Origin of the sequence: Dyadobacter beijingensis DSM 21582, assembly GCF_000382205.1 — a bacterium.
Lineage (GTDB): Bacteria > Bacteroidota > Bacteroidia > Cytophagales > Spirosomataceae > Dyadobacter > Dyadobacter beijingensis.
In genome coordinates this window covers 1245431-1262097 of sequence record NZ_KB907787.1, presented here as the reverse complement: position 1 = coordinate 1262097, position 16667 = coordinate 1245431, and the positions used below count along the sequence as shown (strand labels likewise).

General features: G+C 52.8%; 14 protein-coding genes. 10 read left to right on the top strand and 4 right to left on the bottom strand.

The genetic code is table 11. From position 1 onward, the window contains the following. Positions 1-152 precede the first annotated feature (152 nt). The 6 genes from H144_RS0112420 to H144_RS33860 all read left to right on the top strand — a co-directional run bounded on the left by H144_RS0112420 (position 153) and on the right by H144_RS33860 (position 3966). Positions 153-389 (top strand): 4a-hydroxytetrahydrobiopterin dehydratase, encoded by a 237-nt coding sequence (locus tag H144_RS0112420; protein WP_019942392.1) that lies wholly within the window; start codon positions 153-155, stop codon positions 387-389. Continuing rightward, positions 386-1087, top strand: a complete 702-nt coding sequence (rsmI, locus tag H144_RS0112415; RefSeq protein ID WP_019942391.1) for a 16S rRNA (cytidine(1402)-2'-O)-methyltransferase — start codon at positions 386-388, stop codon at positions 1085-1087. The genes H144_RS0112420 and rsmI overlap by 4 nt, the downstream gene beginning before the upstream one ends. After that, positions 1077-2300, top strand: coding sequence for a lipoprotein N-acyltransferase Lnb domain-containing protein (locus H144_RS0112410; RefSeq protein ID WP_026350640.1), 1224 nt, complete (start codon positions 1077-1079; stop codon positions 2298-2300). The genes rsmI and H144_RS0112410 overlap by 11 nt, the downstream gene beginning before the upstream one ends. Then, positions 2266-3060: an inositol monophosphatase family protein gene (locus tag H144_RS0112405; RefSeq protein ID WP_019942389.1), complete on the top strand. Its 795-nt coding sequence runs from the start codon at positions 2266-2268 to the stop codon at positions 3058-3060. The genes H144_RS0112410 and H144_RS0112405 overlap by 35 nt, the downstream gene beginning before the upstream one ends. Positions 3061-3252: 192 nt before the next feature. Then, positions 3253-3789, top strand: a complete 537-nt coding sequence (locus tag H144_RS0112400; protein ID WP_019942388.1) for a YfiT family bacillithiol transferase — start codon at positions 3253-3255, stop codon at positions 3787-3789. A gap of 18 nt (positions 3790-3807) precedes the next feature. Then, positions 3808-3966 (top strand): FeoB-associated Cys-rich membrane protein, encoded by a 159-nt coding sequence (locus H144_RS33860; protein WP_019942387.1) that lies wholly within the window; start codon positions 3808-3810, stop codon positions 3964-3966. Positions 3967-4225: 259 nt separating this feature from the next. On the opposite strand, the gene acs is transcribed toward H144_RS33860, so the two are convergent. After that, entirely contained in the window at positions 4226-6115 is a 1890-nt protein-coding gene (gene acs / locus H144_RS0112390; protein WP_019942386.1) for an acetate--CoA ligase, read from the bottom strand. Between the two features lie 249 nt (positions 6116-6364). Between acs and H144_RS0112385 the strand changes: the two genes are divergently transcribed. Further along, the gene (locus tag H144_RS0112385) at positions 6365-7591 is read left to right on the top strand and encodes a THUMP-like domain-containing protein (protein WP_051100111.1); all 1227 of its coding nucleotides are present in this window, start codon (positions 6365-6367) and stop codon (positions 7589-7591) included. Here the strand turns inward: H144_RS0112385 and H144_RS0112380 are convergent. Together H144_RS0112380 and H144_RS31755 are read right to left on the bottom strand one after the other, a co-directional pair. Further along, the gene (locus H144_RS0112380; RefSeq protein ID WP_019942384.1) at positions 7584-7940 is read right to left on the bottom strand and encodes an ArsC family reductase; all 357 of its coding nucleotides are present in this window, start codon (positions 7938-7940) and stop codon (positions 7584-7586) included. The two genes, H144_RS0112385 and H144_RS0112380, sit on opposite strands and share 8 nt — an antisense overlap. 27 nt (positions 7941-7967) lie before the next feature. After that, positions 7968-9368, bottom strand: coding sequence for a dicarboxylate/amino acid:cation symporter (locus tag H144_RS31755; protein WP_019942383.1), 1401 nt, complete (start codon positions 9366-9368; stop codon positions 7968-7970). A 421-nt stretch (positions 9369-9789) separates the two neighbouring features. Here H144_RS31755 and H144_RS0112365 point away from each other — a divergent pair, with 421 nt between their 5' ends. From H144_RS0112365 to H144_RS0112355, 3 genes are read left to right on the top strand one after another with little or no spacing between them, the layout of a single operon-like run. Then, positions 9790-10641 (top strand): universal stress protein, encoded by an 852-nt coding sequence (locus tag H144_RS0112365; protein WP_019942381.1) that lies wholly within the window; start codon positions 9790-9792, stop codon positions 10639-10641. An 8-nt stretch (positions 10642-10649) separates the two neighbouring features. Beyond that, positions 10650-11795, top strand: coding sequence for a magnesium/cobalt transporter CorA (corA, locus tag H144_RS0112360; protein ID WP_019942380.1), 1146 nt, complete (start codon positions 10650-10652; stop codon positions 11793-11795). A 37-nt stretch (positions 11796-11832) separates the two neighbouring features. Beyond that, on the top strand, positions 11833-14307 hold the full coding sequence (locus H144_RS0112355) for a bifunctional UDP-N-acetylmuramoyl-tripeptide:D-alanyl-D-alanine ligase/alanine racemase (protein ID WP_019942379.1): 2475 nt from the start codon (positions 11833-11835) through the stop codon (positions 14305-14307). Here the strand turns inward: H144_RS0112355 and ppk1 are convergent, their stop codons facing one another. Beyond that, a complete protein-coding gene (gene ppk1, locus H144_RS0112350) occupies positions 14308-16641 on the bottom strand; it encodes a polyphosphate kinase 1 (protein ID WP_019942378.1) in 2334 nt (777 codons plus the stop codon). Between the last annotated feature and the right edge of the window lie 26 nt (positions 16642-16667).

The window sequence follows — 16667 nt, the reverse complement described above, 5'->3', positions numbered from 1 at the left end:
ACTCGAATGCATCCGGATCGGCTACCGGAACAAGGAAATTCAGGAAGAATAGCGTTATATTCGGGTGCAAAAATCCAGCCTGACACCAGCAATGCGGCACGCACTGGCATAAGTATTTTGGCTAAATACTTCACATCAAAACACCGAAAACCATGTGGCAGGAAGAAGACAACAAACTCAAAAAAAGCTTTTCGTTCAAGGATTTCCGGGAAGCTTTTACCTTTATGAACAAAGTGGCCGATGTTGTGAATGAAATGGACCACCATCCGTTCTGGACCAATATGTACAACAAAGTCACGTTCGAACTGAATACCCATGATGCCGGCGACGTCGTAACGGAAAAGGACCACCAACTGGCGGCGGCGATCGACCGGATTTATAACGCATGAAACTCTATATAGTACCCACGCCGATCGGCAACCTCGAAGACATTACATTAAGGGCGATCAACGTCCTCAAAAGCGTCGATGCAATCCTGGCAGAAGATACCCGCACGTCGGGCAACCTGCTCAAACACCTGGGCATTTCCAAGCCTTTGCACAGCTACCACATTCATAACGAGCACCAGACGGTCGCCCGCGTGGTGGAGCGCATCCGCAAGGGCGAGACGCTCGCGCTCGTATCCGACGCCGGCACGCCCGCCGTGTCCGACCCCGGCTTCCTGCTCGTACGTGCGTGTATCCGCGAGGGCGTAACCGTGGAATGTCTCCCCGGCCCTACCGCATTCGTGCCCGCACTCGTCAATTCCGGCCTGCCGAGCGACCGCTTCACATTCGAAGGGTTTTTACCCCACAAAAAAGGGCGCCAAACGCGCCTGCAAAACCTCGCCGCCGAAGAGCGAACGATGATTTTCTACGAATCGCCGCACCGGCTCGTGAAGGCATTGCAGCAGTTCGCCGAGCATTTCGGGGCCGACCGGCAAGTTTCCGTGTCGCGGGAATTGAGTAAAATGTTTGAAGAAAATGTGCGTGGAACAGTCACCGAGGTGATCGCGCATTTCGGCGATAAGCCTGTAAAAGGCGAAATCGTGATCGTGGTGGCCGGCAAAACCGATGATAAAAAGAAATCCGATGAAGATGAGGAATAGCTGTTTAACCCTTCTGATATGTTTGCTATGGCTGCTCAAACCGGCAGTTTCCCAGGCACAATTCACCACGTTGAGCCCCAATGCTAAAATCAGTCTCATTACCGTAGCTCCCGGCCAGGAGCTGTATTCGGGTTTCGGGCATAGCGTTTTGTGGGTTTTCGATCCGTCGATGGGCATCGACAGGGCATTCAATTACGGCACATTCAGCTTCCAGGAGGGTAATTTTTATGTCAAATTCCTGAGAGGCACGCTGCCTTACAGTGTTTCGGTTTCGCCGCTTTCCTACCAGATAGCGCATTACCAGGAAGAGAACCGATCCATTTCCGAGCAGGTTTTGAATTTATCTGTTCCCCAAAAACAAAGGCTGTACAATTTCCTGGAAAACAATTACCTGCCTGAAAACCGGGAGTATCAATACAAATTTTTCTACGACAACTGCGCCACCCGCATGACCGTCGCATTGAAATCGGCCGTGGGCGACAGCCTCATTTACAATGGTTATACCAAAGAAAAACTGAGCTTCCGCCAGTGGATCGACCGGTATGCATTCAAGCAAAACCCATGGGCGGACTTCGGTATGGACCTCGCTATCGGTGCGCCGTCCGACGAGATCGCGACGCCGGAACAAGCGACATTCCTGCCGGATAACCTCGCCGCCGCATTTGCCGACGCGAAGGTAAAAACCGCCACGGGCACGGCGCCATTGGTGTCCGAAACCCGCGAGATATTCAAAGCCGCGCCTGCGCCGCCCGTCAGCCCCGTTACCCCGACGGTCGTGTTCTGGTCGCTGGCGATCCTTACGCTGGCATTCACCTACTGGCAGATCCGCACGGATCGGGTGAATTTTTTGTTTGATAAAATCCTGTTCGGCATTGCGGGGCTGGCGGGCTGGATTTTGCTACTACTGTGGTTTGGTACCAACCACGGCGTGACGAGCTGGAATTACGATGTGCTTTGGGCGTTTCCGCTGTGGATGCCGCTCATTTTTGCCCTTTCTAAAAACAGGAAGCCCGCATGGTTTCAGTTTTTGTTGATTTTTTATGCATTTCTCTTACTTTGCGCAACGGGCAATGTCATGAAGCACAATTACGTGGTCATACCCATCCTGGCGACGCTGATCATCAGGGTTTACTATATTAACAATTCACTTTCAAAAGTTCCCCAAAAGGAGATTGCGTATGGATCTGGAGTTGCTGACACAAAAAACCATTGAAATAGTAAGGCAGGCGTCCTCATTTATCCAGCAGGAAGCGGCCCTTTTTTCCCGCGATAAAATCGAGTACAAAGACCTCAACAACCTGGTTTCCTACGTAGATAAGGAAGCCGAAAAGCTGCTTGTGGCCGGTTTACAGGAAATCCTGCCCGAGGCCAGCTTCATCACCGAGGAAGGCACGACAGGCCAGGAGCCCGACCCCACCGCATTGAACTGGATCATCGACCCGCTCGATGGTACGACCAACTTTATCCACGGTATACCCGTATACTGCGTGAGCGTAGGCCTCGCCCGAGGGAAAGAACTGCTCGTCGGCGTGATCCACGAACCGAGCCTGAACGAAATGTTCTACGGCTGGCAGGGCGGCGGCGCGTGGTGTAACGGCAAGAATATCAGGATATCGACGGTACCGAAGCTCGCCGACGCGCTCATTGCGACCGGCTTTCCCTACTACCGCTTCGAAAAGCAGAAACGCTACATGTACATCCTCGAACTGCTCATGCAGCGCACGCACGGCATCCGGAGAATGGGCGCAGCGGCCGTGGACCTGGCCTATGTAGCAGCCGGACGTTTCGATGGTTTTTACGAATATAACCTCAATTCCTGGGACATGGCCGCAGGCACATTGCTCATCAAGGAAGCAGGCGGCACGGTCACCGATTTCAACGGCGGCGACAACTACCTCTTCGGAGGCGACATCATCGCAGCCGCGCCCGGCGCCCATTCGGAGCTCGTTCAAGTTATTAGTGAAAATTTCTAGTACCGAACGCCAGGAAAGTCAGGAGGTCAAGAATAGTCATGTGTTGTCAGGTGTTGTCATTCATTGTCATGCAGTCATTAGTAGGATTCGAATTAAACAACACATGACTATAAATGACTACACATGACTGTTCTTGACCATTCAATCATTCACTCATCGCACCGGCAACCCGGTCAAAATTACCGCCCAACCATGAACCTGAACGAACTCAAATACCCGATCGGCGAATTCCAGGCGCAGGCCAGTTACTCGCCGGCTGACATCAAGACCAATATTCAGATCATCAGCGCGTTGCCTTCGAAGTTTATCAACCTCCTGGGTGGCTGGGATGATCACCGGCTCGATACGCCTTACCGCCCCGACGGCTGGACGGTGCGCCAGCTGATCCACCACGTAGCCGACAGCCATATTAATGCCTACACCCGTTGCCGGCTGGCATTGACGGAGGACAACCCGACCATCAAGCCGTACGAAGAACATTTGTGGGCCGAGCTCCCCGACGCGCAAACCGCCCAGGTGGAGCTCTCGCTGCAACTGATCCGCTACGTACATTTGCGCTGGGTGCTGTTGCTGAATTCACTCGATGAAAATGACCTGGCACGGACCTATTTTCACCCGGGCTCGCAAAAGACCTTCCGCCTCGACGAGGTGATCGCCAATTACGCCTGGCACAGCGAGCACCATTACCAGCACGCATTCCGCCTGGCGCAGCGGAACAATTGGCAGTGAAATACCGTTTAACGAAGCATGGAAACGCAGCAAATCATCATCTGGATATTGTTCCTCGCGGCAGCCGGTTTTATGGGCTGGCGGATCTGGAAGTCCTTCGACCGGCGCAACACCGGCGGCTGCGCCAAAGGGTGCGGCTGCGCTGCGGATAAGGTGACTTCGGTCAAAATCAAATAATATTTGTTTTAAAAGGGGCAAATGTCCGTTTTGAAACGTAGGAGGCCCCGCCGGGGCCTTTTTTATTGACAATCCCGATGTTGCTAGAAACAGTGAACCGCTCCGCGGTTGCGACTGCGCTTTTCAAGCACCGAGACTACGCGGACATCAAGCGACCAAATGCAATGCCGGAGGCATTCCCTGTTTCTAGAATCCCAATACTCCAAAACGACAAAAGGCCCCGGCGGGGCCTTTTGTCACAACGAAACGATATTCTATCTTACAATTTCCCTGCCTTGATCTCCTCCACAACCGCCGGATCGAGCAGCGTCGAGGTATCACCCAAATTACTCACATCTCCTTCCGAAATCTTTCTCAAAATCCGGCGCATAATCTTGCCGGACCGTGTTTTTGGCAGGCCTGATACGAATTGTACCTTGTCAGGCTTGGCGATCGGGCCGATGATACGGGACACGGTGGCTGAGATGTCTTTGCGGAACATTTCGGGGTCGTCGGGAGTGTGCTCGGCGATCACGTAGGCGTAAATGCCCTGGCCTTTGATATCGTGCGGATAACCTACCACGGCGGATTCCACTACGCCCAGGTGCATGTTGATCGCGTTTTCTACTTCCGCGGTGCCGATACGGTGACCGGAAACGTTCAGTACGTCGTCCACGCGGCCGGTAATGCGGTAGTATCCGTCCTCATCGCGAAGGCAGCCGTCGCCGGTGAAGTACATCCCCGGGTAGGTCGAGAAGTAGGTTTGGCGGCAGCGCTCGTGGTCGCCGTAGGTGGTGCGGATAATGCCCGGCCACGGAAATTTGATACAAAGGTTACCGCTCACGCCGTTACCTTCGATTTCTTTACCAGCTTCGTCTACGAGTACCGGCTGAATGCCTGGTAATGGCAATGTCGCGAATGTCGGCTTTTCGGGCGTTACGCCTGCCAGCGGGGAAATCATGATCCCCCCGTTTTCGGTCTGCCACCAGGTATCGACGAGCGGACAGTGGTCGCCGCCGATGTTGGTTTTGTACCAATGCCATGCTTCCTCGTTGATAGGCTCGCCTACGGAGCCGAGTTTTTTCAACGAAGAGAAATCATGCCCTTTGACATAATCCAATCCGAAGCCCATGAGCGAACGGATGGCCGTTGGTGCGGTATACAGAATATTAACCTTGTGTCTTTCAACGGTTTTCCAGAAACGGCTCGCATCCGGGTAGGTAGGAACGCCCTCGAACACCACCGAAGTGGCTCCATAGCACAGCGGCCCGTACACGATGTAGCTGTGACCGGTGATCCAGCCGATGTCGGCCGTACAGAAATGCACCTCGCCCGGTTCATACTGGAATACATTCGCGAACGTGTAGGTCGCGTACACCATGTAGCCGCCGCAGGTATGCACGACGCCCTTCGGCTTACCGGTAGAGCCGGATGTGTAGAGGATAAACAGCATATCTTCCGCGTCCATCGGCTCGGCCGGGCATACGGAATTCACTTGTTTCACTTCCTCTTCCCACCACAGGTCACGGCCTTTGAGCATATGCACCGGGGTGCGGGTGCGCGTCATCACGATCACCTTCTTCACAGTCGAGCATTGTACCAATGCTTCATCCACGGTGTCTTTCATCGGGATCACTTTCGGGCCGCGAAATGCACCGTCGGAAGTGATGACCATCGTACATTCGGCGTCATTGATACGGTCGGCGATGGATTTGGCGGAAAAGCCACCGAATACCACCGAATGCACCGCGCCGATGCGTGCGCAGGCGAGCACGGCCACGGCCAGCTCGGGTACCATCGGCAGGTATATACACACTCTGTCGCCCTTCTGCACGCCGTGCTTTTTGAGCACATTGGCAAAACGGCATACTTGTTCAAACAAAACCTGGTAAGTAAGCGTCACCGCCTGGTCTTCGGGATTATTAGGCTCCCAAATAATCGCGGGCTGATCGCCGCGTTCGGCCAGGTGACGGTCCAGCGCATTTTCCGTGATGTTCATCACACCACCTTCAAACCATTTCGTCCGCGCTTCCTGAAAGTCCCAGCTCAGCACTTTCCGCCACGGTTTACGCCACTGAAATTGTTGGGCTACTTCTGCCCAGAAACCTTCGGGATCGTCTACACTTTGCTGGTAGGCAACCTTATACTCTTCAAAGGTCTTAATTCTCATGATAAATAAAGGTTTTAAACAGGGAAATTTAGGATTGAGCGACAAGTTATAATTTTCATTTGGTTAGTCCTACTTAGACAGAAACTGTATTACGGACACATACGGGCCATTTTACTGATTATCAACCGATAGCGGAAAATCAGTAATTGTTATGATTCTGATAATATTTCAAATTGATCTTTCACGGCATCCGCATTGCCGCTCCCCGGCAAAAATGACGTACTTTCGGAATTCGAACCAGTTGAACAAATGGGTACAGGTAAGGAAACAGGGGCAACGGACGGCATTCAGGCCGGTTTTACGGAAGATGAGATCGCATTTATCCGCGAACATCTGCACGATAACCCGGGCGATCTCATCCTCAAAGCAGGGAAGTTCAGGGGGCTCGATGTGAAGAAACTCGCGGCCCAGGTCCAGTCGCGGCAGAAGGCATCGAAGAAGCTGCCCGAATGGTCGGCCAACGAACGGCTCATATTCCCGCCAGCATTGTCGGTGGAGCAATGCTCTTCCGAAGCCACGGCATTGTATAAGGCAAGTATTGTGTCCGGCCAAACGCTGACCGACATTACCGGCGGCATGGGCATCGACTGCTATTATATGAGCCGCAGCTTCGCGGAAGCGCATTATTTCGAACAACAACCCGACGTAGCATCCTCCGCGGCATACAACTTCGCACAGCTGGGCGCGACGCGCATTCACGTACACGCGGGCGAGTCACTGCATGCATTGGGAAGCGGCCTTACTGCCGACTGGCTCTACGCCGACCCGGCCCGCCGCGACGCCAACAAGGAAAAAGTAGTGCGCCTCGCCGATTGTACGCCCGATGTGGCCGGTAACCTGGCATTACTCTTCCAGGCAGCGCCGAATATTCTCATCAAAACCTCCCCCCTGCTCGACATCGATCTAGCGTCGAAAGAGCTGAAAAAACTGAAAGAAGTGCACGTTATGGGCTACGAGCAGGAATGCAAGGAGCTGCTGTTCGTCCTCGACCGGGACATGCCGGAGCGGGATTTTAAAATCAAAGTCAGGATTTTGGACCACACCGGAAAGCCGCTGCATCAGCTGGATTTCGACCGTGAAGAGGAGCGCAATGCATTAGTACGCTACTCCAAACCGCTGGGCTATTTATATGAACCGCACGCCGCCGTGCTGAAAGCGGGTGCATTCAAGACATCGTGTACGCGGTTTCCAATGCAGAAACTCGCCATACACAGCCAGCTTTACACTTCCGAAGCATTGGTAACTGATTTCCCCGGCCGCAGTTTCAGGATCGTGGCCGTTTGTAAGCCCGACATCCGGGAGATTTCGCAGCATATTCCGGGTGACAAGGCGAACATTACCGTCCGGAATTTCCCCGCGAAACCCGAAGAATTAAGGAAGAAGTGGAAACTAAAAGATGGTGGCGACCATTACCTGTTCGCCACCACCCTCGCCGATCAGACCAAAGTCGTGATCGTATGCGTGAAACCTATTTGAGATAGGTTTCTTCGTAGACCTTTTCGTTGAAACCCAGCGTGAGCGCTTTGCCGTTTTCATCTTCCACTACCGGGCGTTTAATGGCCGTCGGGTTCGTGGAAAGCAGTTTTGCGGCAGATTTGGCGTCGGTCACCTTCGCTTTTTCCGCATCGCTTAGCTCTTTCCAGGTGGTGGAAGCTTTGTTCAAAACCTTCTCCCACGGGAATTCGCTGAACCAGCTCGCTACTTTTTCCGGGCTGATGCCGTCTTTTCTGTAATCGTAAAACTGGTAGGCCACCTTATTTTTATCGAGCCAGGTGCGGGCTTTTTTAATGGTATCGCAATTGGGGATTCCGTAAAGCGTCAACATAAAATTTACTCTGAAAATGAACGGATACTATACTTCGGTGGTTTCGGGCTGCGGCACCACCTTGTCCGAATCGTGCATTTTCTGATCATCGAGCTCGCCTTCCCAACGGGCAATCACGGCGGTAGCCAGACAGTTCCCGGTCACGTTCACCGACGTCCGGGCCATATCCATCAGTTCGTCGATCCCCATGATCAGCAATACAGGCCATTCGGGCATGCCAAAGTTAGCGATCGCGCCCAACAATATCACCAAAGTAGCCCGCGGGATACCCGCCACGCCCTTGCTGGTAAGCATCAGCAGCAATACCATCGTAAACTGCTGCCCGATCGACATTTCGGTGCCGGTGGCCTGCGCTACGAACACCGTCGCCAATGCGAGGTACAAGGTAGAACCGTCGAGATTGAAGCTGTAACCCGTTGGCATGACGAAAGATACGATCTGCCGCGGCACGCCGAACTTCTCCATTTTCTCCATCGCCTTGGGCAAGGCGGATTCGGAGCTGGTCGTTGCGAATGCAATGGAAACCGGTTCGAAAATGGCTTTCGCAAATTTGATCACCGGGATACGCGCGATCATGGCCACCGGTACGAATACAACGAGGATGAAGACGATTAATGCACAATATAAGGTAGCGAGCAGCAATGCGAGGTTTTTCAAAACATCGATACCCATATGGCCCACCGTTTCGGCAATAGCAGCCCCTACCCCGATCGGTGCGAAATACATGATGATTTTGGTAAACTTGAACATCACCTCGGCCAGCAGCTCCACGCCGTGAACGAATTTCTCCTTCTTGGCAGCCGGCAGCAATGCCAGGCTAATGCCGAACAGCACGCTGAAAACGACGATCTGCAACACTTCGCCATGGTAAATGGATTTGGCGACATTCTCCGGGAACGAGTGCAGCACGATTTCCTGCCAGGTTTGCTGGTTCACCTTCGGCAGTGTCGCATTGAGGCTTTCCGGCGGAACTATACCGACACCGGGTTTGAACCAGTTGGCAAACACCAGGCCGATGATCAATGCGAATGTGGTAACGACTTCGAAATACAACAGCGATTTCCAGCCCATGCGGCCTACCTGTTTCAGGTCGGAATGGCCGGCGATACCGGTCACGAGCGTAGCGAAAAGCAGCGGCGCGATCACCGTTTTGATCATCTGAAGGAAGATCTGGCGAAGGAAATGCAGCTCCGTACCCATTTTCGGGAAGTCGTAGCCGATCTCCGTGCCGACGAGCATCGAAATCAGGATGGAAGTGGTAAGGTTCTTTTTGATGATCGCGTACACGACCAGACTGGCGAGCGCCAGCCAGCGGAGGCCGATCAGCACACTATCAGACAACGGCACAATGTCGTAAGCACTTAACACGGAAGCTATCGCGGCAATGGTAACCAGCACGATATTGATAGTGGTAATCTTGCTCTTCATACAGGGAATTTGGAATCCTAAATTAGTTTGTAACGGTAAACTTATAAAAAATCAAATTAATGATTGTCAACGCAACCAATGCATTTTACACAAAACACAGAATTTAATTATGTTTTGAACAATAAGAATGAACGTTTGTACTAAACAGAAGAGAAATTATAAAATAAACACTCGTTTACTTAAAAACTGTAAGGGTATTGGACAAATACAAAAAGTAACGAGGATACCGGCGGGCAAACGGCCGGAAATGCACGAATCCGGACCCAATTTGGCATAAAAATTGACACTATGGGAATTACCGGAATATTAAATCTTTCGCAGAAGTGCGCCTGCCGCCAAAAGATGACCAAAGTCCTTGATTCCGGTTACTAAAATCGATATGTTGGGACAAATCCATACCCAAAACAAAACGTGACCGCCCATGAGAAGCATATTAGTGGCTATCGACTTTTCTGAAAATGCCGAGCGCGCCCTGGCCGCCGCCAAGTTGATCGCCGAAAAAGACGTGACGGAACTGCTGATCCTCCACGCCTACCAACCCTATATCGCCGATGTGAACGTGACGCCCGGTAATGTAATGCCCGGCATCGGAGGCGCCGATTTCCTGACGATGACCACCGAGCTCGAAGAAGAATACCATAAACGCCTCGACGGGTATGCCGGCGACCTCGTTGCAGAAGGCTATAACGCCAAGGCCATCTGGGCGCTCGGCAGCGTGCAATCGGCCATCGAAGAGGCCATCGACGACCATGTGCCCGACATGATCGTGATCGGACGGACCGGTACCGGCGGGTTTCTCGACAAACTCATCGGCAGCTCCGCAACCCACATTGCATTGAACTCGCCCTGCCCCGTGCTGGTGGTACCGCCGCAGGTGGAACTGAGCAGTTTCAGGAATGTCGTGTATGCCACACAGTTCGAATACGAGGAGAATAACATCCTCCGCGAAGTATTTGTATTGATCAACCACCTGGGCGCGAAGCTTACATTACTCAAAGTAAATTCCGACACACAGCCCGATATTCAGCCTGACAACCAATACATTACCGAAATCCGTTCGCATTTCACCATCTCCGACGAACAGATCGCGATCCGCGAAAACAAACACGTGCTCGACGGCATCGAGGCGTATTGCGACGAAGTGAAGGCCGATCTGCTGATCATGTCCACACGCGAGCGGTCGTTTATTGAAGAATATCTGATTAATCCGAGCATTACCCGCAAGCTCGTGGTCGATACGCATGTACCTTTGCTGGTGTTTCACCTCAAATAGCATCCGTTTTGAACAGGACAGACGCCAGCAACAAGCCGAACGGGGGCCACGCAAATGGCGGCGGCACCCGCAACGGCAGCCGAAAATCCAAAAAGTACCGTAAGCGTGGCCTGCTCACTTCGCCAGGCACGCTTACTTACATTGGTCCGGATATTGGGATGAAAACCAAGATCCGCCGGATCAGGTATAATGAGCATATGTACAAGGAGGAGACGGTGAAAACGCTGGAAGAATGCCGTGCGGCGGAGAATGGCGAGAACTTCATTACCTGGCTCAATGTGGACGGTATCCACGAAACAGAGCTCATTGCCAAGCTCGGGGCATTCTATCATTTGCACCCGCTGCTCCTGGAAGATGTCGTCAATACCGAGCATAAGCCCAAGCTGGAATTGTACGACACGGGGCATTTGTTCCTGACCCTGAAAATGCTTCACGTCGATTCGGAATCTCCGATCAGCATTTCGGCGGAGCATGTAAGTTTTGTAATGGGTAACAATTACGTGCTCTCGTTCCAGGAAGAGCTGACGAGCGACATTTTCACGTCCGTCGAAAACCGGCTGGAAGCGTCCGTCGGCAAGACCCGCCGCAACGGGCCCGATTACCTGCTTTTTGCATTGATGGACGTCGTGGTGGACAACTACTTCATCGTGCTCGAAAAGCTGGGCGACGCCCTCGACGCCACCGAAGACCAGGTGATTCGCGGCGTGCAGGAACTTTCGCTGAAAGACATGTACGCATTAAAACGTGAACTTACCCTCGCCCGCCGGCAGATCTGGCCGCTCCGCGACATGGTGAACCAGCTCATCCGCGAGGACAATATGCGGATAGGCCGCGACGTGATCCCCTACTACCGGGACCTTTACGACCACATTATGCAGGTACTGGACACGATCGACTCCTACCGGGAGCTCGTGGCGAGTTTGGTGGACGTGCATTTGTCGACCATCAGCAACCGCATGAACCAGGTGATGAAAACGCTTACCATTTTCTCGGCCGTTTTCATGCCGCTGACGTTCATTGTGGGCGTTTACGGGATGAATTTCGAGTTTATGCCAGAGCTGAAAGATCCGAACGGTTACTACTACGTATGGGGACTCATGGTAGCCGTGACGGTGGGGATGATATTTTATTTCAAATCGAAAAAATGGATGTAGGATTGATACCTTTGTGCTCTGATTAACGCGCATTGGAATGAGTCTTACTGTTAATACGTCCCCTGTTGTAACTACACAAGCCCAGTACATCCTGACCGACAGCCGGCAGGTTTCCTTCCCCGGACAAAGTATCTTTTTTGCGATCAAAGGCGAGCGCCATGACGGCCACCGCTTCATTACCGAGCTTTACGCGGCGGGCGTGCGCGAGTTCGTAGTAGAGGAAGCCGCATTTACGGGCGAACTGCGGGAAACGGCCTCGGCGTGGAACGATGCGCAGATATGGGTAGTAGCGTCCAGCATCCGGGCATTGCAGCAGCTGGTGGCGGCGAAAAGGAAACAGTTTGATATTCCGGTGGTGGGCATTGCGGGGAGCAACGGCAAGACGATCGTGAAAGAATGGCTCGTGCAGCTACTGTCCCCCGGCCGGAGCATTGTAGCGAGCCCGAAAAGCTACAATTCGCAGATCGGCGTGCCGCTTTCGGTGTGGAATCTGAGCAAAGAGCATTCGCTGGCGATATTCGAGGCGGGCATTTCCAAAGCCCACGAAATGGAATACCTGCAACCGGTAATGCAGCCGACCGTCGGCATTTTTACCAATATCGGCCCCGCCCACGACGATGGTTTCCGAAGCCGCAAACAGAAGATCACCGAGAAGCTTCGCCTTTTTACAAAGGTCAAAAAACTCATTTACCGGAAAGATTACCACGAAATAGACGAGGAAATCAGCCTGATCCTCAAACCGGTCAACCCGTTTCTGGAAACGCTGAGCTGGGGCAGCAACTATTCCGGCTCGCATGTGCAGGTGACATTCAACCCGCAGAAAGACAAAACGGTCATTTCGCTCACCGGCAAGCTGGGCATTCACAGTTTCGAAACCGGCTTCCGCGACGATGCCTCCCTCGAAAACCTCACGCATTGCATTGTATTCCTGCTCGATTTCGGCCTCGAACCGGCCGTGATCCAGGAAAGGGTGCTGCTGCTGAAACCGGTATCCATGCGTTTGGAGCTCAAAGAGGGTATCAACCACTCCTACATCATCGACGACGCCTACAATAACGACTTGCAGGGACTCTCGATGGCGCTGAACTTCCTCGCGCAGCAGGAGCAGCGCAACCGTAAAACCGTGATCCTCTCCGACGTCCTCCAGACCGGACAGACGCCGACCGAATTGTACAAAATGGTTTCCCGCCTGCTCAGCGAAAAAGGCATCGACCGACTGATCGGCATTGGAAAACAAATCAGCAGCCAGGCTGCGCTGTTCGATATCTCCGAACAGGAGTTTTACGACGATACCGACAGCTTCCTCAAAACCTTCGCATTCCACACGCTCGCGGATACGCTCGTGCTCGTGAAGGGCGCGCGGCCGTTCTCTTTCGAGCAAATCGTGCACCGCATTCAGCAGAAAGCACACGATACCGTCCTGGAAATCAACCTGGATGCATTGGTGCATAACCTCAACTACTACCGGGCAAGGGCCGGCCAGGGTACCAAAGTCATGGCGATGGTCAAAGCATTTGCCTATGGCAGCGGCAGCTCCGAAGTAGCGGCGTTGCTGCAATACCACCGCGTGGATTACCTCGGCGTGGCCTATACCGACGAGGGCGTAATGCTCCGCCAAAGCGGCATCACGCTGCCGATCATGGTTATGAATGCCACTTTGCCAACCTTCGACCTGCTATGGCAATACAAGCTGGAACCCGAAATTTACAGCCGCCGCATGCTCATCGACTGGGTGGAATACATTACGCGCAAAGGCGAGCCGGCCAATACGCCGTCCGTACATTTGAAACTGGATACGGGCATGCATCGGCTGGGTTTTGTGAAAGACGATTACGAATGGCTGGTAATGCAGCTCCGGCAGAATCCCGCTCTGAAAGTAGCGAGTATATTCTCACACCTGGTAGGTGCCGACGAGGGCGTACACAACGAATTTTCGAGACAGCAATATGCGCAATTCAGTGAAGGCGTGGCGCTGATCGAGCGCACATTAGGCTATAAAACCATTAAACATATCCTCAATTCCGCGGGCATCGTACGCTTCCCGGAATACCGCCTAGATATGGTGCGCCTTGGCATTGGCCTCTACGGCGTGGAAGCCACCGGCCAGGATCAGCGCGCATTGCAGTCGGTGGGGACGCTGAAAACGATTGTGTCGCAGATCAAATACCTGACTTCCGGTGAAACGGTAGGTTACAGCCGCAAAGGCGTTGTGGATCACGATTCGGCCATCGCGACGCTCGCCATCGGGTATGCCGACGGCTACGACCGCGGCCTCGGTAACGGCGTGGGTAAAGTATGGGTGAACGGCACATTGTGCCCTACCATCGGCAACATTTGTATGGACATGACGATGATCGACGTCAGCGATGCTCAGGTAGAAGAAGGGGATGAAGTGATCGTTTTCGGAAAGGAAGTGCCTATTACGGAACTTGCGAAAACCATCAACACCATCCCCTATGAGATCCTGACGGGCATTGGCGACCGCGTCAAGCGTGTTTTTTACAAAGAATAATCACTTTTCAGCATTAACCTCCTGTACTTCCGGGCTTGCATCAGCGGGCTCGGAAGTTTTTTCTTCCGGCGAGGCCAGTGCAGCAGCCTCAATGCGCCGGTCTTCTTCTTCGAAAAGCTGTGTAGCCATCACCTGGTCCAGCGTAACGTTGTAGAACGCCTGATGCACGTTCAACGGCTCGCGGCCATTCTCGATCTCGCATTTGATATAGTTGCCGTCCTCCTGCAATTCGTAGGCGTTCACATTATCCTGCAAACTGTAATACAGAATGTGGATCGCTTCCTGGCGCACGCGCGGGTCCACGAGCTTGAACAGCGACTCGATACGCTTGTCGAAACTGCGTACCATCGCATCCGCACTGCCGCCGTACACGAGCGGGTTACCATTCTGATGAAAGTAGAAAATGCGGGAGTGCTCCAAAAAGTCGCCTACCAGCGAGCGAACGGTAATGTTCTCGCTCAAACCTTTGCGTTTTGGCCGCAGACAACACATTCCTCTTACAATCAGGCGAATAGGAACACCTGCTTCAGATGCTTTGTATAGTTCATAAATCGTGTCGCGGTCTTCCAGGGAGTTAATTTTAATACAAATACCACTTTTCAGTCCCGCCTTCGCATTCTCTGCCTCCTGCTGGATCAGCTCGATCAGCTTCGCACGCATGTAGCGCGGGGCCGTGATAAGGTTCTGGTATTCCGAAGGGATCGAATGGCCTGTGATGACATTGAAAAACTCGGAAATATCGTGCGTGTATTCTTCATTGGAAGTCAGCAGGCCGGTGTCGGTGTACAGCCTCGAAGTATCTTCATTATAGTTACCGCTCGACAAGTGCGCGTACCGCAGTACCTGGCTGCCCTCATTGCGGACGATGAGAAGCAGTTTCGTATGCGTTTTAAGCAAGCCTATGCCGTAAATGACGAAACAGCCGGCTTTTTGCAGACGCTGCGCTTCGCGGATGTTATTTTCCTCGTCAAATCGCGCTTTCACCTCGAATAATACCGCCACGTGTTTGCCATTCTCCGCCGCCCGGAGCAATGCCTCGGTCACACGGGAATTTTTGGCAAGCCGGTAAATGGTCAGCTTGATGGAAAGCACCTTGGGATCTTCCGCTGCCTGTTCGAGCAGCTGCAATACCGGTTCGAAGTTGTTATAAGGATGGTGCAGCAGAATGTCCCGTTCACGCATCACTTCGAAAATATCGGGAATGCGCTCCCGGTCGAGGCCCAGCGGCGGCACCGGCGGGTGGATCGGCGGGATCTGGTCCTTGAACTCAGGATGCCTGATAATGCTCCACAGCGCCGTGTAGTCGATCAATCCGTCGATAAGGAACACATTATGGTCGTCGATTTCCCAGCGTTTTTTGATCAGGTTCAAAAGGTCCGGGTTAGAATCGGGCTCGATGGAAACCTGCACCACACGTCCCAGACGGCGTCCCTTGATCTTCTGTTTGATCTCGTCGATAAAATCCGCTTCGATATCGTCGCTTTCTTCCAATGTAAAATCACCATTGCGGCTAATGCGGAAAAGGTTGGTAGACACGATATCGACATTCCGGTACAGCTTATTCACATGCGCTTTGGCAATCAGCTCGATGGGAAGGAAAAGCAATTCCTCGTCGCGATCGATCACGTAAAAACGCGGCAGGTTTTGCGGCAGCTGCACGAACGACAGCTTGCGGTCTTCTTCGGACGTCGTTCCTTTCACCTGCGTAATCACGCCCAGGATGAGCACTTTCGCGAGCAGCACGGGGAATGCGTGCGTGTAATCGAAAAGCATCGGCGTAAGCATCGGGTACACCGTGCGTTCGAAATACGCCTCCACGGCCGTTTCCTCTTCTTTACTCAGCTCGTCCATGCCGATCATCCGGAAACCATGTTTCGGGAAAAGCGGCATCAGCTGTTCTTTGTAGCATTCGTTCTGGCGGCGCACAAAATCATGCAGTTCCTTCATGAGCACCTTGCGGAAAGGTATTTCACGCAGGCCGGAGTAATCGAGGCGTTCTTTCCCGAAATCGAGATAATTATAAAGGCTTCCTACCCGGATCGTGAAAAACTCGTCGAGGTTGGAAGCGGTAATGGCGAGGAATTTGAGGCGGTCGAACAGGTTGCGGTCTTCATTGGTAGCCTGATCGAGCACGCGGTCGTTGAATTTCAGCCAGCTAAGGTCCCTGCTGATGAGGTCGCTCTGCTGCATTTGGGTATTTGCCTTTTCCGACGAGCTCACCACCTTGCTATCCTCCGCCGCAGCCGGTTCTTTCGGGCTTTTGAACAGGGCGAACAGGTTGGTCAGCTTACTTCGTTTTTCGTTGCTATATATATTGTCGGATGAGCCGGACATAACGTTATGCTATTAAAAAGGTGTAT

Coding starts and splice junctions, on each gene's coding strand:
- H144_RS0112420 (WP_019942392.1), top strand. CDS start 153: ATGTGGCAGGAAGAAGACAACAAACTCAAAAAAAGCTTTTCGTTCAAG.
- rsmI (WP_019942391.1), top strand. CDS start 386: ATGAAACTCTATATAGTACCCACGCCGATCGGCAACCTCGAAGACATT.
- H144_RS0112410 (WP_026350640.1), top strand. CDS start 1,077: ATGAGGAATAGCTGTTTAACCCTTCTGATATGTTTGCTATGGCTGCTC.
- H144_RS0112405 (WP_019942389.1), top strand. CDS start 2,266: ATGGATCTGGAGTTGCTGACACAAAAAACCATTGAAATAGTAAGGCAG.
- H144_RS0112400 (WP_019942388.1), top strand. CDS start 3,253: ATGAACCTGAACGAACTCAAATACCCGATCGGCGAATTCCAGGCGCAG.
- H144_RS33860 (WP_019942387.1), top strand. CDS start 3,808: ATGGAAACGCAGCAAATCATCATCTGGATATTGTTCCTCGCGGCAGCC.
- acs (WP_019942386.1), bottom strand. CDS start 6,115: ATGAGAATTAAGACCTTTGAAGAGTATAAGGTTGCCTACCAGCAAAGT.
- H144_RS0112385 (WP_051100111.1), top strand. CDS start 6,365: ATGGGTACAGGTAAGGAAACAGGGGCAACGGACGGCATTCAGGCCGGT.
- H144_RS0112380 (WP_019942384.1), bottom strand. CDS start 7,940: ATGTTGACGCTTTACGGAATCCCCAATTGCGATACCATTAAAAAAGCC.
- H144_RS31755 (WP_019942383.1), bottom strand. CDS start 9,368: ATGAAGAGCAAGATTACCACTATCAATATCGTGCTGGTTACCATTGCC.
- H144_RS0112365 (WP_019942381.1), top strand. CDS start 9,790: ATGAGAAGCATATTAGTGGCTATCGACTTTTCTGAAAATGCCGAGCGC.
- H144_RS0112355 (WP_019942379.1), top strand. CDS start 11,833: ATGAGTCTTACTGTTAATACGTCCCCTGTTGTAACTACACAAGCCCAG.
- ppk1 (WP_019942378.1), bottom strand. CDS start 16,641: ATGTCCGGCTCATCCGACAATATATATAGCAACGAAAAACGAAGTAAG.